The 25,097-nt window shown below is 69.6% G+C and carries 25 protein-coding genes; 9 read left to right on the top strand and 16 right to left on the bottom strand.

Annotated elements, in window-relative coordinates; genetic code table 11:
• Positions 1 to 69: 69 nt before the first annotated feature.
• Genes ruvC through CDN99_RS04540 form a run of 5 tightly spaced genes read right to left on the bottom strand, consistent with a single transcriptional unit; the run spans position 70 to position 5,350 of the window.
• Complete coding sequence (gene ruvC, locus CDN99_RS04560; RefSeq protein WP_088382927.1) at positions 70 to 618, bottom strand: crossover junction endodeoxyribonuclease RuvC; 549 nt, start codon at positions 616 to 618, stop codon at positions 70 to 72.
• 15 nt (positions 619 to 633) lie between these two features.
• Positions 634 to 1,620: a phosphatidate cytidylyltransferase gene (locus CDN99_RS04555; RefSeq protein WP_088382925.1), complete on the bottom strand. Its 987-nt coding sequence runs from the start codon at positions 1,618 to 1,620 to the stop codon at positions 634 to 636.
• Entirely contained in the window at positions 1,617 to 2,246 is a 630-nt protein-coding gene (locus CDN99_RS04550) for a lysophospholipid acyltransferase family protein (RefSeq protein ID WP_088382923.1), read from the bottom strand. Before CDN99_RS04550 ends, CDN99_RS04555 begins: the two co-directional genes overlap by 4 nt.
• A gap of 43 nt (positions 2,247 to 2,289) precedes the next feature.
• Complete coding sequence (locus tag CDN99_RS04545; RefSeq protein ID WP_088383418.1) at positions 2,290 to 3,918, bottom strand: GMC family oxidoreductase; 1,629 nt, start codon at positions 3,916 to 3,918, stop codon at positions 2,290 to 2,292.
• Between the two features lie 22 nt (positions 3,919 to 3,940).
• Positions 3,941 to 5,350, bottom strand: coding sequence for a coniferyl aldehyde dehydrogenase (locus CDN99_RS04540; protein ID WP_088382921.1), 1,410 nt, complete (start codon positions 5,348 to 5,350; stop codon positions 3,941 to 3,943).
• A gap of 201 nt (positions 5,351 to 5,551) precedes the next feature.
• Between CDN99_RS04540 and CDN99_RS28590 the strand changes: the two genes are divergently transcribed.
• Both CDN99_RS28590 and CDN99_RS04530 read left to right on the top strand, forming a co-directional pair.
• Positions 5,552 to 5,956, top strand: a complete 405-nt coding sequence (locus CDN99_RS28590; protein ID WP_158218751.1) for a helix-turn-helix domain-containing protein — start codon at positions 5,552 to 5,554, stop codon at positions 5,954 to 5,956.
• A gap of 17 nt (positions 5,957 to 5,973) precedes the next feature.
• On the top strand, positions 5,974 to 6,582 hold the full coding sequence (locus CDN99_RS04530; protein WP_158218750.1) for a PIN domain-containing protein: 609 nt from the start codon (positions 5,974 to 5,976) through the stop codon (positions 6,580 to 6,582).
• 62 nt (positions 6,583 to 6,644) lie between these two features.
• Here CDN99_RS04530 and purH read toward each other — a convergent pair whose 3' ends face one another.
• From purH to CDN99_RS04510, 4 genes are all read right to left on the bottom strand, one after another.
• Positions 6,645 to 8,228, bottom strand: coding sequence for a bifunctional phosphoribosylaminoimidazolecarboxamide formyltransferase/IMP cyclohydrolase (gene purH, locus CDN99_RS04525; protein WP_088382915.1), 1,584 nt, complete (start codon positions 8,226 to 8,228; stop codon positions 6,645 to 6,647).
• A gap of 109 nt (positions 8,229 to 8,337) precedes the next feature.
• Entirely contained in the window at positions 8,338 to 8,571 is a 234-nt protein-coding gene (locus CDN99_RS04520) for a helix-turn-helix domain-containing protein (RefSeq protein WP_088382913.1), read from the bottom strand.
• Positions 8,568 to 9,662, bottom strand: a complete 1,095-nt coding sequence (gene dusB / locus CDN99_RS04515) for a tRNA dihydrouridine synthase DusB (RefSeq protein WP_088383416.1) — start codon at positions 9,660 to 9,662, stop codon at positions 8,568 to 8,570. The genes CDN99_RS04520 and dusB overlap by 4 nt, the downstream gene beginning before the upstream one ends.
• A 146-nt stretch (positions 9,663 to 9,808) precedes the next feature.
• The gene (locus CDN99_RS04510) at positions 9,809 to 10,696 is read right to left on the bottom strand and encodes a substrate-binding periplasmic protein (protein ID WP_088382911.1); all 888 of its coding nucleotides are present in this window, start codon (positions 10,694 to 10,696) and stop codon (positions 9,809 to 9,811) included.
• A 131-nt stretch (positions 10,697 to 10,827) separates the two neighbouring features.
• Between CDN99_RS04510 and CDN99_RS04505 the strand changes: the two genes are divergently transcribed.
• Together CDN99_RS04505 and CDN99_RS04500 are read left to right on the top strand one after the other, a co-directional pair.
• Entirely contained in the window at positions 10,828 to 11,310 is a 483-nt protein-coding gene (locus CDN99_RS04505; protein WP_088382909.1) for a YqaA family protein, read from the top strand.
• A 326-nt stretch (positions 11,311 to 11,636) separates the two neighbouring features.
• Positions 11,637 to 13,136, top strand: a complete 1,500-nt coding sequence (locus CDN99_RS04500) for a carboxypeptidase M32 (RefSeq protein ID WP_088382907.1) — start codon at positions 11,637 to 11,639, stop codon at positions 13,134 to 13,136.
• Between the two features lie 292 nt (positions 13,137 to 13,428).
• Here the strand turns inward: CDN99_RS04500 and CDN99_RS04495 are convergent, their stop codons facing one another.
• Together CDN99_RS04495 and CDN99_RS04490 are read right to left on the bottom strand one after the other, a co-directional pair.
• Complete coding sequence (locus CDN99_RS04495) at positions 13,429 to 14,022, bottom strand: DUF642 domain-containing protein (RefSeq protein ID WP_088382905.1); 594 nt, start codon at positions 14,020 to 14,022, stop codon at positions 13,429 to 13,431.
• Positions 14,023 to 14,178: 156 nt separating this feature from the next.
• Positions 14,179 to 15,003, bottom strand: a complete 825-nt coding sequence (locus tag CDN99_RS04490) for a phasin family protein (protein WP_238139355.1) — start codon at positions 15,001 to 15,003, stop codon at positions 14,179 to 14,181.
• A 66-nt stretch (positions 15,004 to 15,069) separates the two neighbouring features.
• Here CDN99_RS04490 and CDN99_RS04485 point away from each other — a divergent pair, with 66 nt between their 5' ends.
• Positions 15,070 to 16,170, top strand: coding sequence for a TFIIB-type zinc ribbon-containing protein (locus CDN99_RS04485; protein WP_088382901.1), 1,101 nt, complete (start codon positions 15,070 to 15,072; stop codon positions 16,168 to 16,170).
• 111 nt (positions 16,171 to 16,281) lie between these two features.
• Here the strand turns inward: CDN99_RS04485 and CDN99_RS04480 are convergent, their stop codons facing one another.
• Together CDN99_RS04480 and CDN99_RS04475 are read right to left on the bottom strand one after the other, a co-directional pair.
• Entirely contained in the window at positions 16,282 to 17,310 is a 1,029-nt protein-coding gene (locus CDN99_RS04480) for an ABC transporter substrate-binding protein (protein WP_088382899.1), read from the bottom strand.
• Positions 17,311 to 17,499: 189 nt separating this feature from the next.
• Positions 17,500 to 18,537, bottom strand: a complete 1,038-nt coding sequence (locus CDN99_RS04475; RefSeq protein WP_088382897.1) for a zinc-binding alcohol dehydrogenase family protein — start codon at positions 18,535 to 18,537, stop codon at positions 17,500 to 17,502.
• A 187-nt stretch (positions 18,538 to 18,724) separates the two neighbouring features.
• On the opposite strand from CDN99_RS04475, the gene CDN99_RS04470 reads away from it, so the two are divergent.
• The gene (locus CDN99_RS04470; RefSeq protein WP_088382895.1) at positions 18,725 to 19,663 is read left to right on the top strand and encodes a LysR family transcriptional regulator; all 939 of its coding nucleotides are present in this window, start codon (positions 18,725 to 18,727) and stop codon (positions 19,661 to 19,663) included.
• A gap of 71 nt (positions 19,664 to 19,734) precedes the next feature.
• Here the strand turns inward: CDN99_RS04470 and CDN99_RS04465 are convergent, their stop codons facing one another.
• Positions 19,735 to 20,682, bottom strand: coding sequence for a LysR family transcriptional regulator (locus tag CDN99_RS04465; RefSeq protein ID WP_088382893.1), 948 nt, complete (start codon positions 20,680 to 20,682; stop codon positions 19,735 to 19,737).
• Positions 20,683 to 20,803: 121 nt separating this feature from the next.
• Between CDN99_RS04465 and CDN99_RS04460 the strand changes: the two genes are divergently transcribed.
• From CDN99_RS04460 to CDN99_RS04450, 3 genes are read left to right on the top strand one after another with little or no spacing between them, the layout of a single operon-like run.
• Positions 20,804 to 21,475, top strand: coding sequence for an orotate phosphoribosyltransferase (locus CDN99_RS04460; RefSeq protein ID WP_088382891.1), 672 nt, complete (start codon positions 20,804 to 20,806; stop codon positions 21,473 to 21,475).
• Positions 21,472 to 22,770, top strand: coding sequence for a hydantoinase/carbamoylase family amidase (locus CDN99_RS04455; protein ID WP_088382889.1), 1,299 nt, complete (start codon positions 21,472 to 21,474; stop codon positions 22,768 to 22,770). The genes CDN99_RS04460 and CDN99_RS04455 overlap by 4 nt, the downstream gene beginning before the upstream one ends.
• Positions 22,767 to 23,414, top strand: coding sequence for a GntR family transcriptional regulator (locus tag CDN99_RS04450; RefSeq protein WP_088382887.1), 648 nt, complete (start codon positions 22,767 to 22,769; stop codon positions 23,412 to 23,414). The genes CDN99_RS04455 and CDN99_RS04450 overlap by 4 nt, the downstream gene beginning before the upstream one ends.
• Positions 23,415 to 23,515: 101 nt before the next feature.
• On the opposite strand, the gene CDN99_RS04445 is transcribed toward CDN99_RS04450, so the two are convergent.
• Complete coding sequence (locus CDN99_RS04445; protein WP_088383414.1) at positions 23,516 to 24,028, bottom strand: copper chaperone PCu(A)C; 513 nt, start codon at positions 24,026 to 24,028, stop codon at positions 23,516 to 23,518.
• A 145-nt stretch (positions 24,029 to 24,173) separates the two neighbouring features.
• On the bottom strand, positions 24,174 to 25,055 hold the full coding sequence (gene blaOXA, locus CDN99_RS04440; RefSeq protein ID WP_158218749.1) for a class D beta-lactamase: 882 nt from the start codon (positions 25,053 to 25,055) through the stop codon (positions 24,174 to 24,176).
• Positions 25,056 to 25,097 lie beyond the last annotated feature (42 nt).

Genomic DNA, 25,097 nt, shown 5'->3' with positions numbered 1-25,097 from the left:
CTTGACTGCCGACTGTCGAGCGCCGGCGCTGGATCCGGGCGGCGCCCGGCCCGGCGCGCCGTCTTCGATTCAGTACGTCCGTCCGCCCTTGAACTGCGCGTGCTGGCGACGTTGCAGCGTCGTGCTGCGGCCCATCGCCTCGAAGGACACGCGCGCGTGGGCGTGCATGATCGCGATGCCCAGCGCGTCCGCGGCGTCCTTGCCGGGTTCGCCCGGCAGCGCCAGCAGCCGCTGCACCATCGCCTGGATCTGCGCCTTGGCGGCGCCGCCATGGCCGGCGATGGCCTTCTTCATCTGCACGGCGGTGTACTCCGACACGTGCAGGTCGCAGGACACCAGCGCCGTCAGCGCCGCGCCGCGCGCCTGCCCCAGCAGCAGCGTCGACTGCGGGTTGACGTTCACGAAGATGATCTCCACCGCTGCGCACTGCGGCTGGTAGCGCGACACCACCTCGCGGATCCCGTCGTAGAGGATCTTCAGCCGGCCGGGCAGGTCCCCGGTGGGCAGGGCGTTGGTCTTGATGGTGCCGCTGGCGACGTAGGCCAGCCGCGAGCCGTCCGCGTCGATGACGCCGAAGCCGGTGGTCTGCAGGCCGGGGTCGATGCCGAGGATGCGCATGTCAGGTCCTTCGCCTCAGATCCACGCGCCGAAGTACCAGCGCACCGAATGGAAGAACACCGGCGCCGCGAAGCACATCACCGCGATCCGGTCCAACAGCCCGACCGCGCCGGTGATGGCGCTGCGGTTGCCCCAGGCGTGGATGCCGGCGTCGCGCTTGAGCGCCTGCATGACGAAGCTGCCGAAGCTGCCGCAGCCCGCCGCCACGAAGGCCGCGATCGCCGCCTGCCCGGCCTTGAACGGTGTGATCCAGTACAGCAACGCGCCCACCAGCGCGGCGGTGAACGCGCCGATCCACCAGGCCCGCATCGAGAACGAGCGGCTGATGCGCCGCGCCACCGGGCGCGCGCGCAGCTTGCCGGTCGCGACCTGCTGCGCCATCTGCCCGCAGGCGACCACGGCCACCAGGAAGAACAGCAGGAAGGCGCCGCGGCCCTGGTACTTGGGGATGTCCAGCAGCAGCAGCGCCGGTGCGTGCGACAGGCCGTAGACACAGACCATGATGCCCCACTGGATCTTGGCGTTGCGCTCCAGGAACCGCGCCGGATCGTCGGCCAGCGCGCTGGCCACCGGGATCGCCAGGAAGCCGTAGACCGGGATCAGCACCGAGAACAGGTCGAAGTGGCGCGTCCCCACCAGCACGTACTGCAGCGGCAGGATGACGAAGAAGGCCAGGATCAGCCCGCGGTGGTCGGCGCGGCGGGTGTGCAGCAGGGTGATGAATTCCCGGAAGGCCAGGAACGAGAACACGCCGAACAGCAGCGTCGCGCCGACCGGCCCCGAGACCCAGGCGGCCCAGAACAGGCAGGCACCGACCCAGACCATGTTGAGCTCGTGCCGGAAATGGGACCAGCGGCGTTGCCACTCCTCCTGCTCGTCCTCGGGCCGCTCGCGCAACGACCACAGCACCGATCCGATGCTTACCACCAGCAGCGCGCCGAACAGCACGACGAACAGGAAGGCGACCTGCTCGCCGGGGTTCAGGGATTTGAGCCACCTCATGCCTTCCACCCTCCCGGGCGCAGCGCCATCACCGCGGCGCGGGCGCGCTCGAGGAAGGCGCGCTTGTCCTCGCCGGGCTCGATGCGGATGGGCGCGCCGAAGGTGACGGTGCACAGGATGGGCACCGGCACGACCTCGCCCTTGGGCATGACGCGCTGCACGTTGTCGATCCAGGTGGGGATCAATTGAACGTCCGGGAACTGCTCCGACAGGTGATACAGGCCGGCCTTGAAGGCTTGCGGCGCGCCCTTGTTGGAGCGCGTGCCCTCGGGGAAGATCACCAGCGAGTCGCCGCCCTGCAGCGTGTCGACCAGCGGCTCGAGCGGGTCTTCGTCCGGAGTGGCGCGGGTGCGGCTGACGTAGACGGCGTTGAAGACGGCGCTGGTGAGCCAGGTCTTGAGCTTGCTGGAGGTCCAGTAGTCGCGCGCGGCGATCGGACGGGTGCGGGAGCGCAGCTCGCCGGGCAGCGAGGCCCAGATCAGCACCCAGTCGAAGTGGCTCTGATGATTGGCGAAGTAGATGCGCTGTTCCGACGTGGGCGGACAGCCTTTCCAGTGCCCCTGCGCACCGGTGATCAGGCGCGCCAGCCAGGCGAGGAAGAGGCCGGTGATTTCGGCGAGGACCATGGGGCGCGATTATCCCCGCGCCACCGGCGGCGACCGCGGTCGGTCAAACGCCGCGCCGGATGAGATCCGCCGCCTTCTCCCCGATCATCACCGCCGGCGCGTTCGTGTTGCCGCTGACGACCGCCGGCATGATCGAGGCGTCGACCACGCGCAGGCCGTCGACGCCGTGCACGCGCAGCGTCGCGTCGACGACCGCGAGCTCGTCGCGCCCCATGCGGCAGGTGCCGACGGGGTGGTAGACGGTGTCGACGCGCCGCCGCAGCAGCGACTCGATCGCGGCCTCGTCATCGACGCCCGCGCTCCACAGTTCGCGTCGCCAGAAGGCCCTCAGGCTGGGCGCGCGCATCAGGTCGCGGGTCAGCTTGTAGCCTTCGATCAGCTCGCGCACGTCCTCGGGATCCTGCAGGAAGGCCGGATCGATGCGCGGCGCGGCCAGCGGATCGGCGCTGGCGAGCGTCAACGCGCCCCGGCTGCGCGGGCGCAGCAAACACACGTGGCAGGACAGTCCGTGCCCCCAGCGCAGCTTGCGCGCGTGGTCCTCGACCAGCGCCACCACCAGGTGCAATTGCACGTTGGGCGCGGGCAGGCCGGGCCGCGTGGCGAGGAAGCCGCCGCACTCGGCGAAGTTGCTGGTGATCTGGCCGCGACGCTCGCGCCGGTAGCGCGCGATGTGCTGGAGCAGGCGGGCGCCTGCGCGCAACGAGAAGCCCGCCAGGTCCAGGCTGTCCGACTCGTAGCCGAAGACGAAGTCCGGATGGTCGTGCAGGTTGCGGCCCACGCCGGGCAGGTGGTGGCGCACGGGGAGGCCCAGCGCCTGCAGCGCGGCGCCGTCGCCGATGCCGGACAGCATCAGCAACTGCGGCGACTGGAAGGCGCCGGCGCTGACGATCACCTCGCGGGCCGCACGCAGCGTGCGTCGGCGTCCGTCCTGTAGCACCTCGACGCCGACCGCGCGGCGACCGTCCATCGCGAGAGACAACGCGCGCATGCCGGTCTCGACGCGCAGGTTGGGGCGGGTGGCCAGGTGCGGGTGCAGATAGCCGCGCGCGACGCTCCAGCGCTCGCCTTCGAATTGGGTGACCTGATAGACGCCCAGCCCTTCCAGATGCTCGCCGTTGAAGTCGTCGCGCTCCGCGTGACCGCATTCGCGCGCCGCGGCCAGCCAGGCCGCGTGCAAGGGCGTGTCGGTGCGCAAGTCGCCGACGCGCAACGGACCGTCCCGCCCGTGCCAGGGCGCGCCGAGCCGCGCGTTGCGCTCCGAGCGGACGAAGTAGGGCAGTACCTCGTCGTAGGACCAGCCGGGGTTGCCGGCGGCGGCCCAGGCGTCGTAGTCGCTGCGATGTCCGCGCGTGTAGACCATCGCGTTGATCGCCGACGAGCCGCCCAGCGCCTTGCCGCGCGGTTGATAGCCGCGGCGGCCGTTCAGGCCGGGTTGGGGTTCGGTCTCGAAGCCCCAGTTGTTGAGCCGCGTGGCGACCTGCAGCACGCCCGCGAACGGCGTCGTCGTCACCCAGCCATCGCCGCGCCCGCCCGCGTCGAGCAGCAGGACGCGGCAACGCGGATCCTCGCTGAGGCGGCTCGCCAGCACCGCGCCGGAGGAGCCGGCGCCGATGATCACGTAGTCCGCATCGGCGTCGGCGGCCGGGGCGACCGGCCTGGTTCCGAGGCTCATGTCGGCGCTCATGCCGGCGCGCTCAGGCGATCCTCTTCAGCAGCCCGAGCAGGCGGTCGAAGGTCTTCCCGTACGGCGGATGGAACAGCTTGGTGCCGGCGAAGCGCGACTGCAGGAACACCGGCTTGAGCTTGCTGAACGTGTTGAAGCCCCACACGCCGTGGTACGCGCCCATGCCGCTGGCGCCGACGCCGCCGAAAGGCTGGTCCTCCTGGCCGAGGTGCCAGATGCAGTCGTTGACGGTGACGCCGCCGGCATGCGTGCGCGCGAGCACCTCGTCCCGCGCGACCTTGTCATCGCCGAACCAGTAGAGCGCCAGCGGGCGGTCCCCCGCGTTGACATGGGCGATGGCCTCGGACGGATGGCCGTAGGGGAGGATGGGCAGCAGGGGGCCGAAGATCTCCTCCCGCATCACGGTCATGTCGGGCGTCGTGTCGAGCAGCAGCGTCGGTACGAGGCGCCGGTCGGCGGGCGTGTCGTCGTGCGTCGGCAGCAGTGTGGCGCCGCGCGCGCGGGCGTCGTCCAGCAGGCCCTTCAACCGCGCGTGATGACGCGGGCTGACGATGGCGGTGTAGTCGGGGTTGTCGGCGATGCGCGGATAGTGGCGGCGCACGGCGGCGGCGAGCGCGTCTGCCAGCGGTCGCACCAGTTCCTGGGGCGCCAGCACGTAGTCCGGCGCGACACAGGTCTGTCCCGCGTTGAGCAGCTTGCCGAAGGCCAGCCGCTCGGCGGTCAGCGTCAGGTCGGCGCTGCGGTCGACGATCGCGGGCGACTTGCCGCCGAGCTCCAGCGTCACCGGGGTCAGGTGTTGCGCCGCGGCCTGCGCGACGAGCCGGCCGACGGCGGTCGATCCGGTGAAGAACAGGTGATCGAACGGCAGTTCGGTGAAGGCCTTGCCCACCTCGGCATCGCCGATGACGACGGTCATCTCGTCGGGTGAGAAGTGTTCGGCGACGATCCTGGCCATCAGCGCGGAGGTGGCGGGTGTCAATTCCGACGGCTTGATCATCACGCGGTTGCCGGCCGCCAGCGCCGCCAGCGCCGGTGCCATCGCCAGGTAATACGGATAGTTCCAGGGCGAGACGATCCCCACCACGCCCAGCGGTTGCGGCATCAGCCGGTTGCCGGCGGGCAGGAAGTGCAGGGCGGTGGGGGCGCGCTTGACCGCCATCCAGCGCTTCACGTGACGCAGCGCATGGCGCGCGCCGGACTCGACGGTGAAGAGGTCCGCCAGCAGGCTCTCGTGATGCGAGCGGTGGCCGAAGTCCCGGGCCATCGCCTCGGCCAGCGCGGTCGCATGGGTGGAGGTCATCTTGCGCAGCCGCTCCAGCCGGTCCCTGCGCTGCGCGAGCGTCGGCAAGCGCTCGCGGTCGAACGCGGCGCGCTGCTGCGCCAACACAAGGCGCAGGCGGTCGTGCAGGGCTGGGTCCATGAGGGTCTCCGTTCGCATTCTTCTGGATGCCGAAGGCTAAGCGCAATCATGGGGTGGGCCAAGGGCGGGGACCCTCGACTAGAGAGGCGCACCCAGCGCTTGGAGGAGTTCGCATTAATCGGTATAACAACTACTGTTTCGAGTATTGCGAGGATTTCGAGCATGCGTAGACTCCGAACCACGATCGCGACGGACGCCGAATTGAGCGCTCCCGAGGTCGTGACGATCATCAACGTGGAGCCGTTCATCGAGGCGGTGAAGCGTCACCTCACCGTGTCGAAAGGAAAGGCGATCATGCTCAGGCAAGAGTTTGAAGCCGTGTTGCGTGCGCAACTGCTTCAGCCGGTCATGTCACGGGAGGTGTCCCGGGACGCCGGCGACGAGATCGTGCTGACGACCCAGCAGGCGGCCGATCTGATCGGAGTCTCGCGGCCCTACCTCGCGGCGCGTGTCGATGCGGGAGAAATACCGTTGTTCAAGCGCGTGGGCAATCAACGCCGTGTTCTGCGGTCCCAGGTGCTGGCCTGGCATGTCCGCGAGCAGCAGCGGGCGGGCCAGGCGTACCAAGCGTTGTACGACGCGCTGGACGAAGAAATCTTCGGCTGAGACCGGAGTGTGGCGCCGTGGTTCCGGTGGTCGTCCCCGATGCAAACGTGCTGTTCGGCGCCGCAAGTCGAGCACTGTTGATTGCCTTGTGCCAGCTCCGGCACATCCGGCTTCACTGGAGCGAGCTCATTCTCGATGAACTTGCCCGGGCGCTGGTGGAAACCGGCCGGCAGCGCAGTCGAGAGACGGCGGAGAGAAACACCGCGCGCATGCGCGACGCGATCAGGGATGCGGACGTTTCAGTCCGACAGGTTCAAGCGCGCTTCAAGGATGTGGCGCCGGCGGTGAAGTCACCCAAGGATTTACACGTCGCGGCCTGTGCCGCGGCGGTGCTCTGGTTTCGCGGCGATGTGTCATCCGTGGTGCTGATCACCCGCAATCTGAAGGATTTCCGGGCTGGTGCGTTGGCCCGCAAGCGCATCCTGGTGACGACGCTCGATGAGTTTCTTGTCCGCCTCTTCAAGGCGCAGCCCCTGTCCGTCGCCGACGCCTTTCACCATTTGCGCGTCTCTTTCAAGAGTCGGCCCAGCGTTGATCGATTGCTCGACAGCCTTCTGGGCGATGGTTTGACGCTCACGTGCGCGCTGCTCGCCAGCGCCGCCGACGCCGGCGATATCCAGCTCTGACGGTTCCAGAAACGCCGAAGCCCGGACTGGCCGGGCTTCGACGGGGTCAGGTATTGCCGCGATCAGTGGCGGAAGTGCCGCACGCCGGTGAACACCATGGCGATGCCGCGCTCGTTGGCCGCGGCGATGACTTCCTCGTCGCGCATCGAGCCACCCGGCTGGATCACGCACGAGGCGCCGGCATCGGCCAGAACGTCCAGACCGTCGCGGAACGGGAAGAACGCGTCGCTGGCCACGGCCGAGCCCTTCAGCGTCAGGCCGGCGTTGTCCGCCTTGATCGACGCGATGCGCGCCGAGTCGATGCGGCTCATCTGCCCCGCGCCCACGCCCAGCGTCATGCCGTCGCCGCAGAACACGATCGCGTTGCTCTTGACGTACTGCGCGACAGTCCACGCGAACATCAGGTCGTCCAGCTGCTGCGCGGTCGGCTGCAGCGCGGTGACGACCTTCAGGTCGGCCTGGGTCAGGAAGTGGTTGTCGGCTGTTTGCACCAGCAGGCCGGAGCCGACGCGCTTGACGTCCTGCGCGTTGCGGCCCTGCTCGAACGGCGTCGTGCCGCCGGCGGCGGGCAGCGCGATCTGCAGCAGGCGCACGTTCACCTTGCCGGCGAAGATCGCGAGCGCCTCGGCGCTGAACGACGGCGCCATCAGCACCTCGACGAACTGCTTGGCCACCAGTTGCGCCGCCGCGCCGTCAACCTCGCGGTTGAACGCGATGATGCCGCCGAAGGCGCTGGTCGGGTCCGTCTTGAAGGCCTTGGCGTAGGCGTCCGCGGCCGTCGCGGCGACGGCCACGCCGCAGGGGTTGGCGTGCTTGACGATCACGCAGGCCGGCGCATCGAAGCTCTTCACGCACTCCCACGCGGCGTCCGCGTCGGCGATGTTGTTGTAGCTCAGCTCCTTGCCCTGCAGCTGCTTGCCGGTGACCAGCGAGCCGGGTGCCGGGTACAGATCGCGGTAGAGGGCGGCGCTCTGGTGGGAGTTCTCACCGTAGCGCAGGTCCTGCACCTTCACGAAGCTGCTGTTGAGCTGGTCGGGGAAGACCGACAGCGTGCCGTCTTCCAGGCGCCCGCTCAGGTAGTTGCTGATCGCGGCGTCGTACTGCGCGATGCGGTTGAACGCCGCCACCGACGCGGCGAAGCGTGTCTTGTCGCTGGTCTTGCCGTGCGCCTTCAACTCCTCCAGCACCAGCGCGTACTGCGACGCGTCGGTCAGCACCGTCACGTCCTTCCAGTTCTTGGCCGCGCTGCGGACCATCGCCGGGCCACCGATGTCGATGTTCTCGATCGCGTCCTCCAGCGTGCAGCCGGGCCTGGCGACGGTGGCCTCGAAGGGATAGAGGTTGACCGCCAGGATGTCGATCGTGTCGATGCCGTGCCGCTGGATCGCGCTGACGTGCTCCGGCAGGTCGCGCCGGGCCAGCAGGCCGCCGTGGATTTTCGGGTGCAGCGTCTTGACGCGGCCGTCCAGCATCTCCGGGAAGCCGGTGTGCTGGGCCACCTCGGTCACCGGCAGCCCGGCGTCGGCCAGCAGCTTGGCGGTGCCGCCGGTGGACAGCAGGCGCACGTTCAGCGCGTGCAGCGCCTGGGCGAAGTCGACGATGCCGGTCTTGTCGGAGACCGAGATCAGGGCGGTGAGTTGTGCCATGGGGAGCTCTCTGAAAGGGGATTCGGTAGGGGCGGCGACGGAGGCGGGGCAGGTCGGACGTCCGCGCGGCTGGGCGTGGGTGGGCGCGGTGGCCGGGGCCGGTCGCGCGTCAGATCAGCTTGTGCTCCACCAGCTTGCGGCGCAGCGTGTTGCGGTTGATGCCCAGCCACTCGGCGGCCTTGCTCTGGTTGTTGTCGCTGTGCTGCATGACCACCTCCAGCAGCGGCCGTTCGACGAGCCGGATCAGCATCTCGTGCATCGAATGCGGGTCTTCGCCGCCGAGGTCGCGGAAGTAGGCTTCCAGGTTCTCGCGCACGCAGGTTTCGATCGGTTTGGGCGTCATGCCGTCAGCCTTCTTTCTTGATCTTCGTCTTGGTCTTGTTCGTCGTTCGCGGCGCCGGGCTCGACCGTCAGGTAGGGCAGCCGCTCGTGCTCGGCCGCCAGGGCGTCGAGCCAGTCCGTCAGCGCCTCGACCTGCGCGTCGCAGCTCTCGAGGCCGTTCATGCGGCGGCGGAAGTCCTCGCCGCCTGGCAGCGACCGCACCGCCCAGCCGATGTGCTTGCGCGCGCTGCGCATGCCGGTGAGCTCGCCATACAGGCCGTAGTGGTCGTGCAGGTGATCGATCAGCCAGCGCTTGGCATCGGCGACGCGCGGCGCGGGCAGGTCGTCGCCGGTGGCCAGGAAGTGGCCGATCTCCGCGAAGATCCACGGCCGGCCCTGCGCCGCGCGGCCGATCATGATCGCGTCGGCGCCGGTGTGAGCCAGGACCTCGCGCGCGCGGCGCGGGGAGTCGATGTCGCCGTTGGCGACAACGGGAATGCTCACCGCGGCCTTGACCGCGGCAATGGTGTCGTACTCGGCCCGGCCGGTGTAGCCCTGCTCGCGGGTGCGGCCGTGCACGGTGACCATCGCCACGCCGGCCGACTCTGCCGCGCGCGCCAGCGCCACCGCGTTTTTCTCGGCCTGGCACCAGCCGGTGCGCATCTTCAGCGTCACCGGCACGCCGCGCGGCGCGCACGCGGCGACCACCGCCTCGACGATCGCCAGCGCCAGCGGCTCGTCCTGCATCAGCGCCGAGCCGGCCCACTTGCTGCAGACCTTCTTGGCCGGGCAGCCCATGTTGATGTCGATGATCTGCGCGCCGCGGTCGATGTTGTAGGCGGCGGCCTCCGCCATCATGGCCGCGTCGGTGCCGGCGATCTGCACCGAGATCGGCGCCGACTCGCCCTCATGGTCGGCGCGGCGCGAGGTCTTCAGGCTGTTCCACAGGTCCTTGCGCGACGTCACCATCTCGCTCACCGCATACCCCGCGCCGAGCTTCCTGCACAGCACGCGGAAGGGCCGGTCCGTGACACCCGCCATCGGGGCGACGAACAGGCGGTTCGGCAAGAGGTAGGGACCCAGCGCGAGAGGGCCGGGCAGTGGCGTCGACATGGAGCGGGTGCTGAGGTTGCACAAAAAAGAGGCAGAAGTATACCGCCCCTCCCTCGACATCCCCCCATCGGGTCCCCCCTCGATCCTCCCCAAGGGGGAGATCGAAGGGCCGCCAGCCGGACCGGGACCTCAGCGCCAGCGCGGGGTCACAGCGCCGACTGCTTGCGCCACAGCGTGAAGCCCTGCTCGACGAAGCGGGCCATGACGCGCTCCTGGCTCAGCTTGTAGATGGCGCGGGACAGGCGGCCGCGCAGTTCCGGCGTGTTGCAGCGGGAGCGGTGGGACAGCGTCAGGAACAACCCCTCGTGCGCGACCGCCGGCATCAGCGGCCGGATCGCCGGACCGCCGTTGCGGGTGGCATAGGCCTCGGCCGGGGTGTCCTCGTAGATCAGGTAGTCGGCGCGGCCGCGTTGCAGCATCTGGATGGCTTGCTCGATGCTGGCCACCTGCGTGATCTTGAGGGACTGGCGCGCGTAGTTGTCGAACTCGACGCCGAAGCTGTTGTTGATGACCGTCACGCCCTGGCGCCCGGCCAGGTCGCTCCAGCGCTTGTACGGCACCGGTGCGGTCGCGCGCGACCAGACCACGCTGCGGGTCTCGCGGAAGGCGGGGTGGAAGTAGTCCATGTATTCGGTGCGCGGCAACGTGAAGAACGCGCCGGCGATCAGGTCGATGCGGCCGGCGCGCATCTCCTCCTGCACGCGGCCCCAGGGGCCGACATAACGGGTCTCGATCGGGATGCCGAGCTCCGCGGCCAGCCACTGCATCAGGTCGGCGTTGGCGCCCACGAGCTTCTGGTCGTCCGCCGGGTCGCGCCACAGGTACGGCGGGTATTGCGGATTGCCGGACGCGACCAGCAGCGGGCAACCCGGGATGGGCGCGGGCGCGGGCCCCGCGCTTGCCGAAGCGGGCGTGGACGGCGCGGGCTGCGCCATCGCGGCGCCGACCAGGAGCGCGCGCGGGCCGGTGCCCCCTCCCCAGAGGGCGAGACCGATCAGCGCGGCCGACAATGCAGCAAGGCTGCGAAAGGACATAGCGACCTCGTTTGATCGTCTGCCCGTTCTTGTACCCCCCGCGGTCGGCACGAACGCCGCGGAACGATGCCGCTGTGCGGCGTGACGGTGCAGACGCGGATCCCCTGAATGGACTTTGGATAATCCCACGCATGGAAGCCTGGCTGCAACACATGATTCACCTGATGCTGGAGACCCTTGCTCTCCCGCAAGTCGGGCTCGGCGCGGTCTTCGTGGTGGCGTTGATTTCGGCGACGCTGCTGCCGCTGGGGTCGGAGCCGGTGGTGCTGCTGCTGGTCAACGCGCGGCCCGACCTGTTCTGGCCGGCGATCCTGGTGGCCACCGTCGGCAACACCCTCGGCGGAGCGATCACCTGGTGGATGGGCTACGGCGCGGAGCGGGCCTACGAGGCCGCCGTCCATCACACGCCGCGCGACCAGCGCATGCTGGGCTGGTTGCGCCGTTTCGGTGCCAAGACCTGTCTGCTCAGTTGGCTGCCCATCGTCGGCGATCCGCTGTGCGCGCTGGCCGGGTGGTCGAGGCTGCCGTTCTGGCCGTGCGTCGGCTACATGGCGGTGGGCAAGTTCATCCGGTACGTGTTGATGACCGCCATCGGCATGGCTGTGTTGCATTGATCGAGGCGGGCGGGCCGTCGCGGCCGTGGGCCGGCGTGGCACCGCGCGCGTCGGCGCAAGCCGGGGCCCGCCTTTCTCCACAAGTCCCAAGTGGCGTTCAGCGGCCCCAGCTGGCACCGACCGAGACATCCGTGAACGTCCCTGAGCGCCGCTGAGCGCCCAAGCGCCCAAGCGTCTCGGAGCGTCCCCGAGCATCCCTTGGCGTGGTCGTTGTGGTGGGGCCGGTTGTTGTTGCGATGCGGCGGCTTCTCGTCACTTCGGGGGTGACCAGGGGGAGGGGGCGTTCGGCGCTTGCACAATCGGGCGTCCGTCAGGAGAGATTCCAAATGAGCATCCTCGCCACCACCCCGGCCTACGAGGCCCTGTGCCAGCGTCACCAGCGTCTGCACCGTCTCAATCACCTGCAATCGATCGCGTCCTGGGATCAGTCCGCGTTCATGCCCGCGCGCGGCGCCCAGGCGCGGGCGGAAGCCCTCGCGGAGATGGGCGGGCTGATCCATCAGCTCGCCACCGATCCGGAGCTGCGGCAACTGCTGGACGGCGCGGAGCAGGAGCCGCTCGACGACTTCCAGCGCGCGTCGCTGCGGGAGATGCGCCGGGTCTGGCGCGCGGCCAACGCGTTGCCACAGAGCCTGGTCGAGGCCAAGTCGCTGGCCAATTCCCATTGCGAGCACGCCTGGCGCAGCCAGCGCGGCGCCAACGACTGGGCCGGGTATGTGGAGAACCTGCGGCCTGTCGTGCGCCACGCCCGCGAGGAGGCCCGCCTGCTGTCCGAGGACACCGGCCTGAGCCGCTACGACGCACTGCTCGACCAGTACGAGCCGGGCATGCGCGCCGCCGAGGTGGACCGTGTCTTCGGTGAGCTGCGCCAGTGGTTGCCCGGCCTGATCCAGCAGGTGATGGCGCGTCAGGCCGACGACAGTGTGATCCACCCGCAGGGGCCGTTCCCCGCGACGGCGCAACGCGCGCTGGGCCTGGACGCGATGAAGCTGCTGGGCTTCGACTTCGAGGCCGGCCGGCTTGACGAAAGCGCCCATCCGTTCTGCGGCGGCGTGCCCGAGGACGTCCGCATGACGACGCGTTACCGCGACGACAGCTTCCTGCAGAGCCTGACCGGCACCATCCACGAGACCGGCCACGGCCGCTACGAACAGAACCTGCCGCGCGAATGGCTCGGCCTGCCGATCGCCAACGCGCGCTCGATGGGCCTGCACGAGAGCCAGAGCCTGTCCTTCGAGATGCAACTGGCCGCGCACCCCGGTTTCGCCGGCCTGCTGCAGCCGCTGGTGGAGCGTCACCTGGGCCATCAGCGCGGCTTCTCGGCGGAAAACCTCAACCGGCTGATGACGCGTGTCGCGCCGGGCTACATCCGGGTCGACGCGGACGAGGTGACCTATCCCGCGCACGTGATCCTGCGCTACGAGATCGAGCGCCCGCTGATCGAGGGCCAGATCGAGGTCGAGGACATCCCCGCGCTGTGGGACGCCAAGATGCAGGAGCTGCTGGGCCTGGACACGCGTGGCAACTACAAGGATGGACCGATGCAGGACGTGCATTGGGGCGCGGGCCTGTTCGGCTACTTCCCCTGCTACACGCTGGGCGCGATGTACGCGGCGCAATGGTTCGCGGCGATGCGCCGCGAGCGGCCCACGCTGGACGCCGACATCGCTCGCGGCGAGCTGGCGCCGGTCTTCGACTGGTTGCGCGATCGGGTCTGGTCGCAAGGCAGCCGCTGGGAAACGCCTGAACTGGTGCGCCGCGCCAGCGGCGAGGCGCTGAACCCGGCGCACTTCCGCCGCCATCTGGAATCGCGCTACCTCGGTTGAGGTCCTGGCGTCCGTGCCGGCGCTTCGCGGCCGGCATGCGACGCGACGGTCGCACGGTGCGACGGGACTGCGGCTCGACGAACCCGCGTCTCGACGAGTCCGCGCAAGGAGAAAGGGCACCCCGCCAGGGGTGCCCTTCTTCCTTCAGCGTCCGCGGTCTCTACCCACGACGCTCCCAACGAGTCTTTCCGACTTCGTCTGCGAATCCGGCTTGCCGAGCTCGGCGCCGAGCTGGTGCATCGATCGTGCATCCTGGCGCCGGCCCGCTGGGTCGGCGCCGGTCCGCCCGGGGTCAGGCCTTGCGGCGGCGCAGCACGACGCCCATCGCACCCAGGCCGGCCAGCAGCAGCGCCAGGCTTTCGGGTTCCGGCACGGCGGTGACGCTGACCTTGTCCAGCGAGGTGCCGTAGGAATCGCTGATGCCGGCGGCGGCGAACTTCAGCGTCATCGGGCTGCCGGTGCCGGTGAAAGTCGTGGTGAAGGTCTGCCAGGTCGTGTTGGTGTTGTTGCCCACCAGGCCGCTCAGGCTGCCGATGCTCCAGGACAGGCCGTTGCTCGCGGCGCCGAGCTGGTCCGGGCGGTTGGCGTAGGCGAAGCTCATCGTGTAGGTCGCGCCGAACACGGTGTTCAGCGTCTGGCTGATCCAGCTGTTGGCGGTGGTGTCCAGCTCGACGAAGTTGACGCCGTCGAACGCGCTGCCGGCGACGTTGTTGCGGATCTCCAGACCGTTCGGTCCGACAGTCCAGCCGGCGGTGCTGTTCACGATCGTGTAGCTGCCGCTGCCGACGACGGTCGACTCGAAGCTGCCGTTGGTCAGCAGGTTGACGGGCGCGGCCATCGCGAACAGCGGGGCGGCGAAGAGGGCGGCGGCGATCAGGCGCTTCATGGGGAGGTCTCGGTTCGTCTGCGGGGAGTCAGAGCACGGTGGCTCTGCGCATGTGACGAATTGTTCGAGACCGTCCGACCGATGCCATCCCCCTGGCCGATGGGGAGCGCGCGGTACTTCGTGAACGACCGCACGCCGCGGCCGGGGGCGTGGGCGCTATGCGACCTGAAGGCGGGTTCGGGCGGTCTTGGTCACGGGCGTCTTGTCATGCTTCTTCGCGAGTTTTTTCGCGACGCGCTTCGAGGCTTTCCTGGCGGTTTCCTTCGCGCCGGCCTGCTTGGCCGCCTTGGGGCCCGTGCCGGACGCCTTCGCGACCTTCGCCGGCGCCTTGGCCGCCTTGACGACGGGGGCTGCCTTTCTGGCGTCCGCAGTTGCCGGGGCTTTCGCGTCGGACGCGGCGGCGGGGAGGCGGGACGCCTGGCGCAGTGCCGCGACCTCCTCGGTCAACGTCTGCACGCGCGCCGACAACTGGGCCAGGTCCTTCGCGGTCGGCATGCCCAAGCGGGCGAGCGCGCGGGCGACGCGGTCCTCGAAGATCGATTCCAGCTTGTCCCAATGCGGGCCCGCGCGGGTGCCGACCTCGCCGGCCATGTCGCTGATGCGGTGCGCGACCTCGTCCAACTGCGCTTGCGCCGGGCGTGTTTTCGCCGGCTTCGTCTTCGTCTTCGTCTTGGGATGCAGTGTCGCGGCCTGGTCCGCGAGGGTGTCGACGACCGTGCCGCCTTGGCCCTGCGCCTTCGCGAACGCGGCCAACCCAGCGGACCAGATCTGCTGCGCCGAATCCTTCACCTGCCGCGCGAACGGGCTCTCGTTCTGATCGGCGGGCGGGGCGGCTCGTGAGGCATCCCCCGCGCGGCCTTGCTTGCGGGCGGCCGTCTTCTGTTGCTTCTTGACCATGGGCGTTCCTTGTCGTCGGAGGGCGGGGACGCGGCGTCGACCGCCCCTCAAGAGTCGGACTATAGGATGCGTGTCAGCCGTCACGCTGACGTCGACCTGAACGGCCGTGACCTCCCGGCGCGCGCGGGGCGTGGCCGAGAATCGCCGGCCATGTCATCGTCCTCCAGCGTCTCCGGACCCGATCCGATGGTCGACTTCCAGGACACCGTCCCCGACCCGGCGCGCGAGCGGTCCGTGCCGGCGCGGCCGGGCGCGGCCATCGATTGCCCGCAGTGCCGCGCACCGATGCGGCATCTTGTCCTGCCGGGGCACCATGCGCCGGCGACGGTGGACGTGGACCATTGCGGCCCGTGCGGCCTGGTGTGGTTCGACGCGCGCGAATCGGTGCAGTTGTCCGGTCTGGCCTGGATCCGGCTGCTGCGCGAGCTGCATCACCACCATCGACCCGACCCGCCGCATCAGGAACGACGCGCCTGCCCGCTGTGCCGCGTGCCGCTGAAGCAGGTGAGCAACCTGTCGCGCTTCGGCCGCTTCCCGGCGCTGGAGTGCGTCGCCTGCGGCGGCCATCTGCACAGCCAGGCGGGCATGCTGGCCGAGCGCGGCCTGATCCGTCCGCTGCTGCCGGCCGAGCGCGGCGCGCTGATGGCCGAGAAGCGACAGCTGCTGTGCCTGAATTGCGGCGGCCCCAGCGACGGCAAGGGCGAGCACTGCGCCTGGTGCAAGAGCCCGCTGCTGATGATCGACCTGCCGCGGCTGGCGCACGCGCTGCGCATGCGCTCGCCGACGGAGCCGCTGCTGGCGCCCAGCGGCGGGCGGCCGCTGGCCTGGGCCTGCCGGGGCTGCGGCGCGCCGATGAACCCCGGCAAGGACACGCGCTGCGGGCAGTGCCATCACACGCTCGTGGTGCCGTCGATGGCGGACCTGGAACCGCTGCTGGACTCCCTGGAGCGCGACTGGCGCGACGCCGAGGCGCTGTACGGGGGAGAACGTCAGGCGCGGCTCGCCGCCCAGTACAAGCAGGAGTCGCAGGCGCGGCGCGGCGAGTGGCCGTCCTTCAGCCGCGACGACGAGGATGACCGGTGGCTGCCGTGGCCGCTGGACTGGCTGATCATCACGGCGCTGCGCGCGATCGGCCTCCACGTCGATGACGATGCGTTCCGGCGCGGCAGCGATGTCGAGTGGCCGACCCGCCTCGCGCTGTTCTTGCTGGTGCTCGCCGTGATGACCGTGGTCATCTTCGTCCTGGCCTGAGCGGCGCCGCTGCCGCGGTGCCGTCGCGATCAACCGATCAACCGATCAACCGATCAACCGATCAACCGATCGCGGCGACGCCGGGCGTTCGCACGTCCGGCGTCGCCGGCTTCAGAGCTCCAGCAGCCCGATCGCCTTCGCGCAGGCCGCGGGCGTGCCGCCGCCGCGCACGACGAAGGGCAGCTCGCCCCACGGGCCTGAATCCTTCGGGCAGCCGTTGCGCAAGGTGCCGCCCGGACAGGCGCAGCCCTTGGTCTTGACCAGCTTGTCCAGCGTCTGCGTCTGCTGCGCGTTGAGCTTGGGCAGCCGCGGCGCGAAGACCAGTTGCAGCGCATTGGCCGAAGTCGGTGCGTCGGCCGCGGGCAGCGGGCCGAGCAAGGTCGTCATCGACTGGATGTCTTTCAACGCCACCGCCGGCTTGGCGCCTTTGGCGCGGCGCAGGTAGTTGAGCGCCACCTCCATCGCCGCGTAGCCGCGGGCGGAGGACGTGGTGAACGGCTTGCGGAAGGCCGCGCCGTAGGTGTTGGCGATCTGGTCCCAGCGGCTCTTGTCCACGGTCAGCACCGGGCAGAGCACCGCGTCGACGCGATCGGACAGCGTCGCGTCGAAGTCCATCCAGCAGGAGGTGCGCGCGCTGATGCGCAAGCCGGTCTCGCGGCGCAGGCCGGCCGCGATGCGGTCGGCGGCGTTGAGCTCGATGCGGCCCAGTTGCAGTTGCAGGTCCTGGTCCTTCACGCGCTCGGCGTTGCTGGAGATGAAGGGGATGCCCGCCGCGCGCAGCGCGTCCGCGCCGGCGTTGATCTCGCACCAGTTGCCCAGCACGACGTCGACCTTGGCCTGGATCAGCTCGCGCGAAGCGGCCTCGGCCTTGCGGGCGTCGCAGCCGCTGTCCTTGTAGACCACGGTCGGCACCGCGCCGCCGGGCCAGGTCTTGAGCGCCAGCGTCATGCCGAGCTTGAGCTGCTCGGCCTGCTCGGCGCTGGGGTAGGTGGCCGGCAGGATGACGCCGATGGTGGCGGCGGTGGCGCTGGCGGCGGCGCCGAGCAGCGCCGCGGCGGTCAGCAGGACCGACAGGCCTCGGCCCAGTCGACGGGCGGCTCCCTGGCCGGTTCGTTGGAGGCAGACATGCTTGGCGATCATCCGGTCCCTCGCTTCTTTGCTGTTGTCGAGTCGAGGCCGGAGGTATCGCCTGCGCGGAGCTGTCGCGCACTGAGGTTTTCCCGAGCTTCCAGAAAAGAAGACGCCCCGGGCGGGCCGGGGCGGTAAGTCGTCACGAACGTGGCCGGGCGGTGCGGTCTGCGCGCAACAGGCGCCGAAGACCGCCTGGCGTCAGAAGCCCAGCAGCACCAGCTTGCCGCGTTGGCGCTGGCTTTCCTGCAGCGCATGGGCGCGTTTGAGCGTCGCCGCATCGATGGGGCCGACGACCTCGGCCAGCGTCGTGCGGACGTGGCCGGCGTCCACCGCCTGCGCGACCTGCGCCAGCAGGCGACCCTGGGCGGCGATGTCGTGCGTGGCGTGCATGCTGCGGGTGAACATCAGCTCCCAGTGCAGCGACAGCGACTTGCCCTTCAGCGCCATCACGTCCAGGTCGGCCGGGCCGAAGTCGTCGATCATCGCCAGCTTGCCTTGCGGCTCGAGCGCGTCGACGAAGTCCTTGAAGTGCTGCGGCGTGTGGGTCAGGCTGGTGACGTAACGCAGCGGCGGCACGCCATGTTGCTGCTGGAGCTTCGTGATCTGCGGCGCGATCGGCTCGCGGTGGTTGATCACGTGATGGGCGCCGAGGCCGTGCAGCCACGTGCCGCCCTCGCCGTCGGGATCCGAGCTGGTGCCGATGACGGTCAGGTGCTCATGCCGACGCGCCAGCTGGACCAGGATCGAGCCGACCCCGCCGGCCGCGCCGGTCACCAGCAGGGCGACCGGGCGCTCCGGCTGCTGCTGCACCTGCAGGCGGTCGAACAGCAGCTCCCAGGCGGTGATCGCGGTCAGCGGCAGCGCGGCGGCCTCGGCGTCGCCGATCGACGTCGGCGCCCGGGCGGCGATGCGGTGGTCGACGCATTGGAACTGCGCGTTGCTGCCTGGCCGGGTGATGTCGCCGGCATACCAGACCCGATCGCCGACGGCGAAGCCGGTGACTTCCGGCCCGATGGCGCGGACGGTGCCGACCGCATCCCAGCCCAGGATCACCGGCGTGGTGCCGTCGGCGCTGGCGCGGCGCACGCGGACCTTGGTGTCCACCGGATTGACGGCCACGGCCGAGACCTCGACCAGCAGGTCCTTCGGAGCGGGCGAGGGCATCGGCAGTTCCAGGTCGAGCAGCGACTCGGATTCGGTGAGGGGCAGGGACTTGAAGTAGCCGACGGCTTTCATGGGAACTCCTTGAGCAGGATGGATTCGAAGGATGCATCCGCGGGGCAACCGGGACGGCGTGAGGCTGAGTGCAATGGGACGGATGTTGCGCGCTCCGGCAGAATCAATGAAGCGAGTTGAATTGCTATCAGTTTCAATCGTTGCTTGAAGATCGCCCGGGCCGGGCCATAGACAGGAGAAGTCGTCGATGGAAGTCGAGAACATCGCGGAGCTGCGGCTGCTGATCGAGTGCGCGCGGGGCGGCAGCCTGACCGCCGCGTCGCGGGAGATGGGCACCACGCCCGCGGCGGCCAGCGCGATGCTGAAGAAGCTGGAGGCGCGGCTGGGCGTGCGGCTGGCCGAGCGCAGCACGCGCGCCTTGCGCCTGACGCCGGCCGGCGAGCGCTTGCGCGACTATGCGCAGCGCGCGCTGGAGCTGCTGGACGAAGGCATCGCGCTGCTGTCGGAGGGCGAGGTCGCGTCGGGCAAGGGCCGCGGCGGGACTGCGTTGAGGGGGCGGATCCGCATCAGCTCGTCGAGCGACCTGACGCGGCGCGTGGTGCTGCCGCTACTGGACGAATTCCTCGACCTGCATCCGGGTGTCGAGCTGCAGCTCAACGTCGGCGACGCCTTGCAGGACGTGGTGCGCGACGAGGTCGACCTGGCGCTGCGGTACGGCGAACTGGCGGACTCGCGGCTCGTCGCGCGCAAGTTGCATGACGGACGGCGGATGCTGGTGGCGTCGCCGGAGTACCTGAAGCGCCACGGGCGTCCCGCGCACCCGGGCGAGTTGACGCGGCACGAGTGCATCCGTTTCAAGATCGGTGATCGGCTGGAGCGCGACTGGCGCTTCTGGCAACGGGACGCTATGCAGGCCGCCCCGGTGGACGTGACGGTGCAGGGGCGACGCACGGCGGACGATGGCGGCGTCGCGCACCAGTGGGCGCTGGAGGGGCGGGGCCTGACCTACAAGAGCGAGCTGGACATCCGGGACAGCCTGGCCAGCGGCGCGTTGGTCCCGGCGATGCCGGACTGGGTGGGACGGCCGATGCCGCTGCATGCGCTGCTGCCGAGCCAGCGCTTCATGCCGCAACGATTGAAGGCGCTCGTCGATCACCTGGCGGAAGGCCTGAAGCGGAAGGGCTGACGCGGCGACCGCGGTGTCGATGTGCCCCATGGCGTCAAGACCATTCGCGAGCTCGCCCCGGACGCAGGCGTTCAAGGTGGGCGCGATTGTGGCGACGCGGACTCGGCGGACGTGATCTGGTCCACGAATCTGCGGGCCACCGCTGGCAGATCGGCGAAGCGCTGTGCATAGAGCCTCAACTCGCGCCGCGCCCACGCATCCGCGAGGGGGATCGCCCGCAACGGCGTGACATCGGCGAGGGCACGAAACGCGCCTTGAGGCATGACGCCGATGCCCAGTCCCGCCTCCACCATTCGGCACATCGCGCTGAGGCTGTCCACCTCGATCTGACGACGGAGCACGCGCCGCGTACTGATCGCCTCCTGCGCCAGCGATTGCTGGACGGTGCTGCTGTCACGCAGCCCGACCTGGGGGAACTCCAGTGTTCGGGCGTAGTCCACCCGCCGAAGCCGCGCCAGCGGGTGTCCCCGTGGCACCACCAGCACCAGATGCTCCTGTCGGTAGGGCCGGTGCTCCAGCCCCAGCACGCCGTCGCTGGGGCCGCAGACGCCGACGTCCGCCGTGCCCTCGTGGACGGCCTGCGCCACCATGCGGCTGGATGCCTGGCGCAGGTCGACGCGGATGTCCGGCTGCCGTCGCAGGAAGCTCGCGATGTCAGCCGGCAAGAACTGCTCGACGGCGGAAGCGCTCGCGCACACGCGCACTCTCCCGCGCACGCCCTGAGCCACCTCGGCCAGATCCATGTGCAGATTTCCGACGGACATCAGGATCGCATGCGCATGCTCCAGGAGCAGCGCGCCGATCTCGGTGGGCCGAACGCCACGCGCATGCCTCGTTAGCAGCGGCGCCTGCGCAAGCGCTTCAAGTTCGGCGATGCGTTTGCTGATCGCCGAGGCCGCCAGCTGGCCCGATTCCGCCGCGCGCGCCATGCTGCCGCTCTCGCAGACGAGCACGAACAGGTCGAGCGAGCCGACGTCGATCTTGCGGAGAAAGCTACGAAGAGACAGCGCGCGCGGCATGGTGGTCCGATGAAAAAATGCGAGCCATCGCGGAATGGAATGGATTGTGGCTTGCTTTGAACTTCTGCCTTCGTTCGAGCCTCCCTAGCATTCGTGTCCTACGCTTCGAGAGCAGGCCGACATGCTACTTTCACCCTCCGGTGCACCGCATATTGCCCAGGCCCTTGTCGCCGCGGACGCTGTCCGTCTGGCGGGGGACACGCCGTTCTTCTACACCTCGGGCTGGGCCAGCCCTGTCTACGTGGACGTCCATGCGTTGCTTGGCGATGCCAAGGAACGCACGGCGCTCATGGACGGGATGGCCGAGGCCGTTGCACCGCTCATAGGTCGGCGCGGCATCGGGGCTGTCGTGGGCACCGAGAGTTCGGGCATCGCGATAGCCGCCTGGTTGGCGGACCGACTCCGCTTGCCGATGCTCACGTTGCGAAAGCGGCCCATCGGCTGGGGCGTGCAGGCGCAACTGCAGGGGCGTCTTCCCCAGGGCTGCAAGGTGCTGCTGGTCGACGACGTGAACACGGATGGCCGCTCCAAGCATGCTGCCGCCGCCGCGTTGCGCCAGGTGGGAGCCGCTGTCGAGGACGCGCTGGTGCTGCTCGACTACGCCATCTATCCGAAAGTGGCGCCGGTGCAGCCGCCGCTGTGCCTGCTCGCGCTGGTCGGCTGGGAGCACTTGCATGTCGCGCTTCAGAACAGCGGCAAGCTGACCGACGCGCAGTGTCGAACGCTGAAGGATTTCAGTGAGTCCCCGACTTCCTGGTCGGTGGCCCACGGCGGCACGGGAGCACTCGCATGAGCACGCGTGCAGTGCCCTGGGCGTCGCCCGTCTCGAAGTCGGCGGGCGGCAGTGAAACATTGTTCGCGGCCATCGCCGAGGCCACGCGCGACGGCCCCGGCGTCACGCGTGAGAGCTATGGATCCGGCGAGGACGTCGCACTTGCGCTGCTTGAGCGGCACGGGTGTGACGCCGGGCTGGCATGCGAGCGCGACCGCGCCGGCAATCTCTGGCTTTCGTCGATCGGCGAAGACCGCGACGACCCCGCCATCGTGATCGGCTCGCATGTCGATTCGGTGCCTCGCGGAGGCAACTACGACGGCCTGGCAGGCGTGGTGGCGGGCCTGGCGGTGCTGGAGGGCTTGAAGGTGGATCTGCCGCGATTGCCGCCTCTGCGCGTCCTGGCCCTGCGCGGGGAAGAGAGCGCCTGGTATGGCCGCGCCTACGCCGGCTCCCTGGCCCTGTTGGGACGGCTGCCGTCCGAAGCGCTGACGTTGAGGCATCGCGACCGTCCCGAGACCCTGGGAGAGGCCATGGCGCGTTGCGGCGCCGATGTCGCGGCGATCGGCCGACGCGAGTCATTGCTCCCGCATCGGGTCGCGGCCTACCTGGAACTGCATATCGAGCAGGGGCCCGTGATGGTGGCCCGAGGGTGGCCCGTGGCGGCTGTCACCGGCATACGTGGCAATGTGCGCCACAACCGCGTGCGTTGCCTGGGGGAAGCGGGGCACTCCGGCGCGGTGCCTCGCTGGCTGCGTCACGATGCGATGCTGGCTGTTGCACAGTTGCTCGCCCGCATGGATGAACACTGGCGCGTGCTGTTGCAGATGGGCATGGACCTGGTGATGACGGCCGGCATCTGCAACACGCCCCCGCAATCCCATGCGGTCTCGGTGATTCCAGGGGAAGTGGTGTTCAGCTTCGAGGCGCGTAGCCAGGACGCGGGCACGCTGAGCCGCTTTCATGCGCTGATGCGTGACGAGTGCAGCGCCATCGCCACCGAGCGCGGCGTGAGATTCGAGTTCGACGAGGCGCTGACCTCGACGCCGGCCACGATGGACGAGGAATGGTTGCGCCGCTTTGAAACGGCGGCCGAGCGTTCGGGACATCCGATAGAACGCATGCCGAGCGGCGCGGGGCATGACGCCGCGGTGTTCGCGGCGGCCGGCATCCCGTCGGCCATGCTGTTCGTGCGCAATGACCACGGCTCGCACAACCCTCGCGAGGCCATGGACCTCCCGGATTTCGAGGCCGCGCGGCATGTGCTGCAGGCCGCGATCGCGTCGCTGTCGGAACGGCCGGTCACCGCACCATGACTTCATCCGCTGAACTCGGCAAGCGCCTGATCGAATCGATGATGGCGCGAAGGGTGCCTCCCGGCACGCATTTGAGCGAGCAACATCTTGAAAGCCTGTTGGGCTGCCGAAGTCCGCTCGTGGGCGTCGCGCTGGCACGGCTGGAGACACAGGGCTTCCTCGCGCGCGGCGAGGACAACGGCTGGCGCGTGGTCGAGCGTTCGCGCGAGGAGGCCTGGGAGACGCTGGCCGCCCGTCGGCTGATCGAATGCGGCCTGCTCCGGGGCGCGAGGACTTTGGATCGCGGGGCGCTCCAGGCGCTCCAGACGCATCTGTCGCGCGAGAGGGCGGCCGTGGCGGGCGGGGAGCTCGGCGAAAGCAGCTTCCTGTCTGGCAACTTTCACGTGCTGCTGGCGGGGTGCCTGGGCAATGGATTGCTTGCCGACACGGTGCGAGGCCTGGCGGCGCGCACCGCCCTGATTGCCATGCAGTGCCAGGCATCCACGGACGCCGTGCGCTCTTGCGATGCTCACGCGCAGATCGTCGCGGCCCTGGAAGCCGGCGATTTCGCAAGCGCGGACGGGGTGATGGATCGGTATCTGTGCTGGACGCACGACGGCTTGCTGGGTCGACAAGCCCGCCGCCGGCCTACGACCGCGGTGTAGACACGCGTCGCCACCCGGGAGGATGGCGAAGGAATGACAGGGCGGGGCCGTCCCGGTCCCGCCCGGCGACGGCTTGCGGGAGCCCGCCGTCCTTCACGGGATCAGTGCTTGTGGTCCCCATGCCCGGCGTGCGGATCCTTGGCACCGCTGGCGGGCGCCGCGGCCCTGTTCAGCGACCTTGCCTGCGCCGTCACCTGGACGGTCTGACGGTTCTTCGCGGCGTCCTCGAACACGAGGGTCAGCGGCACGACCTCGCCGTCCTGGATGGGCTTCTTGAGGTCCATCAGCATCACGTGATAGCTGCCGGGCTTGAGCTCGACCGGCTTGTTGGCCGGCACCTCCAACGCGGGCACGGGGCGCATGCGCATGACGGAGCCGTCCATCGCCATCTCGTGCACTTCGGCGACGCCCGCGGCGGGCGAGCTGACCGAGACCAGCTTGACCGCCGTCGGCGACTTCAGCTGCATGAACGCGCCGGTGGACTTCTGCTGCGCGACCGTGGCGCGGACCCACTGGCCGGTGACGACGACCTGCGCTTGCGCCAGGCCGGCGGACAGCAGCAGGGCGGGCAGCGCCGCGCGGGTGAAACGAACGAGGGGGGTGGGGAACTTCATCGTGGCGTCCATCCAAGGGTTCATGACGAGGCGCGAGTATCGCGCCATTGGCGCCATCGACGCCGGCCGCGCGGGGACGGCGCGGCCGGTGTCGCCGGCGTCATCGGTCGCGTCGTCCCCGACGGCCTTGATGGCCGCGTCACGCTCAATCGAGGTAACCCATGCTCCGCATCACGCGCTTGACGATCTCCTCGCGGCGCGGTCCGAACTCGGACTTGAGCATGTCCATGTTGAGCGCGAAGTACACCGGGCGCGGGTCCCGCTCCTGCTCCACCCAGCCGACGAACCAGCCGACCGCCGGGTTGCCGTCCCCGGCCCAGCCGGTCTTGGCGTACATCTTCCAGCCCGGCCCTTGATCGCGCAGCATGATCTTGCGGGCGATGTCATAGGTGCGGTCGGACAGCGGCAGCGCGCGCTCGTTCAGCCGGCGCAGGAAGTCGATCTGACCGACGGTGGAGATGCGCAGGCCGCCGTCGAGCCAGAAGCTGTCGCCCTTGGGGCCGGCCATGGCGTTGCCATAACGGAAGTCGTACAGGAACTGCTGCACCTTCGGCTGCCCGACCTGGCGTGCCAGGCCCTGGAACACCCACACCGCCGAGACCTTGTAGGCCGAGGCCAGCGTCTGGTCGCGGTTCCAGTCCGGCTGCGAGCGCTTCTGGCCGTCCCAGGCGAAGGCCTGCGTCTCGTCCGCGGCGGCGCCGGTCTCCAAGGCGATCAGCGACATCGGGATCTTGAAGGTCGAGGCCGGAATGAATCCTTCGAACGCGCGTTGGCTGTCCGAGGCGATCCAGCGATGCGCGCGCGTGTCCAGCAGCGTCAGCGCGCCGTGGGTGCCGAGGTCGGAGAAGTTGCGCTGCAGCTCGGGACGGGTCTCCCAGCGTTCACGCTGAGCGGCCGGCGTCGGCGACGCGGCGGCGATGGAGGGGTTGGTCGCGCCTGGGGCGGGCTGCGCGAGCGCCGCGCGGCAGGCGGTCAGGGCGAGCAGGCTGAGCATCAGGCCGCCGGCCATCATGCGGGTGGGGGTCATGGGCATCTCCGGAACGTGTGGTGGTGAACGACGGCGCCAGTG

Source organism: Roseateles aquatilis (assembly GCF_002205645.1).
Lineage (GTDB): Bacteria > Pseudomonadota > Gammaproteobacteria > Burkholderiales > Burkholderiaceae_C > Roseateles > Roseateles aquatilis.
This window is presented reverse-complemented; position numbering and strand designations above follow the sequence as displayed.

Coding starts and splice junctions, on each gene's coding strand:
- ruvC (WP_088382927.1), bottom strand. CDS start 618: ATGCGCATCCTCGGCATCGACCCCGGCCTGCAGACCACCGGCTTCGGC.
- CDN99_RS04555 (WP_088382925.1), bottom strand. CDS start 1,620: ATGAGGTGGCTCAAATCCCTGAACCCCGGCGAGCAGGTCGCCTTCCTG.
- CDN99_RS04550 (WP_088382923.1), bottom strand. CDS start 2,246: ATGGTCCTCGCCGAAATCACCGGCCTCTTCCTCGCCTGGCTGGCGCGC.
- CDN99_RS04545 (WP_088383418.1), bottom strand. CDS start 3,918: ATGAGCCTCGGAACCAGGCCGGTCGCCCCGGCCGCCGACGCCGATGCG.
- CDN99_RS04540 (WP_088382921.1), bottom strand. CDS start 5,350: ATGGACCCAGCCCTGCACGACCGCCTGCGCCTTGTGTTGGCGCAGCAG.
- purH (WP_088382915.1), bottom strand. CDS start 8,228: ATGGCACAACTCACCGCCCTGATCTCGGTCTCCGACAAGACCGGCATC.
- CDN99_RS04520 (WP_088382913.1), bottom strand. CDS start 8,571: ATGACGCCCAAACCGATCGAAACCTGCGTGCGCGAGAACCTGGAAGCC.
- dusB (WP_088383416.1), bottom strand. CDS start 9,662: ATGTCGACGCCACTGCCCGGCCCTCTCGCGCTGGGTCCCTACCTCTTG.
- CDN99_RS04510 (WP_088382911.1), bottom strand. CDS start 10,696: ATGTCCTTTCGCAGCCTTGCTGCATTGTCGGCCGCGCTGATCGGTCTC.
- CDN99_RS04505 (WP_088382909.1), top strand. CDS start 10,828: ATGGAAGCCTGGCTGCAACACATGATTCACCTGATGCTGGAGACCCTT.
- CDN99_RS04500 (WP_088382907.1), top strand. CDS start 11,637: ATGAGCATCCTCGCCACCACCCCGGCCTACGAGGCCCTGTGCCAGCGT.
- CDN99_RS04495 (WP_088382905.1), bottom strand. CDS start 14,022: ATGAAGCGCCTGATCGCCGCCGCCCTCTTCGCCGCCCCGCTGTTCGCG.
- CDN99_RS04485 (WP_088382901.1), top strand. CDS start 15,070: ATGTCATCGTCCTCCAGCGTCTCCGGACCCGATCCGATGGTCGACTTC.
- CDN99_RS04480 (WP_088382899.1), bottom strand. CDS start 17,310: ATGATCGCCAAGCATGTCTGCCTCCAACGAACCGGCCAGGGAGCCGCC.
- CDN99_RS04475 (WP_088382897.1), bottom strand. CDS start 18,537: ATGAAAGCCGTCGGCTACTTCAAGTCCCTGCCCCTCACCGAATCCGAG.
- CDN99_RS04470 (WP_088382895.1), top strand. CDS start 18,725: ATGGAAGTCGAGAACATCGCGGAGCTGCGGCTGCTGATCGAGTGCGCG.
- CDN99_RS04465 (WP_088382893.1), bottom strand. CDS start 20,682: ATGCCGCGCGCGCTGTCTCTTCGTAGCTTTCTCCGCAAGATCGACGTC.
- CDN99_RS04460 (WP_088382891.1), top strand. CDS start 20,804: ATGCTACTTTCACCCTCCGGTGCACCGCATATTGCCCAGGCCCTTGTC.
- CDN99_RS04455 (WP_088382889.1), top strand. CDS start 21,472: ATGAGCACGCGTGCAGTGCCCTGGGCGTCGCCCGTCTCGAAGTCGGCG.
- CDN99_RS04450 (WP_088382887.1), top strand. CDS start 22,767: ATGACTTCATCCGCTGAACTCGGCAAGCGCCTGATCGAATCGATGATG.
- CDN99_RS04445 (WP_088383414.1), bottom strand. CDS start 24,028: ATGAAGTTCCCCACCCCCCTCGTTCGTTTCACCCGCGCGGCGCTGCCC.
- blaOXA (WP_158218749.1), bottom strand. CDS start 25,055: ATGACCCCCACCCGCATGATGGCCGGCGGCCTGATGCTCAGCCTGCTC.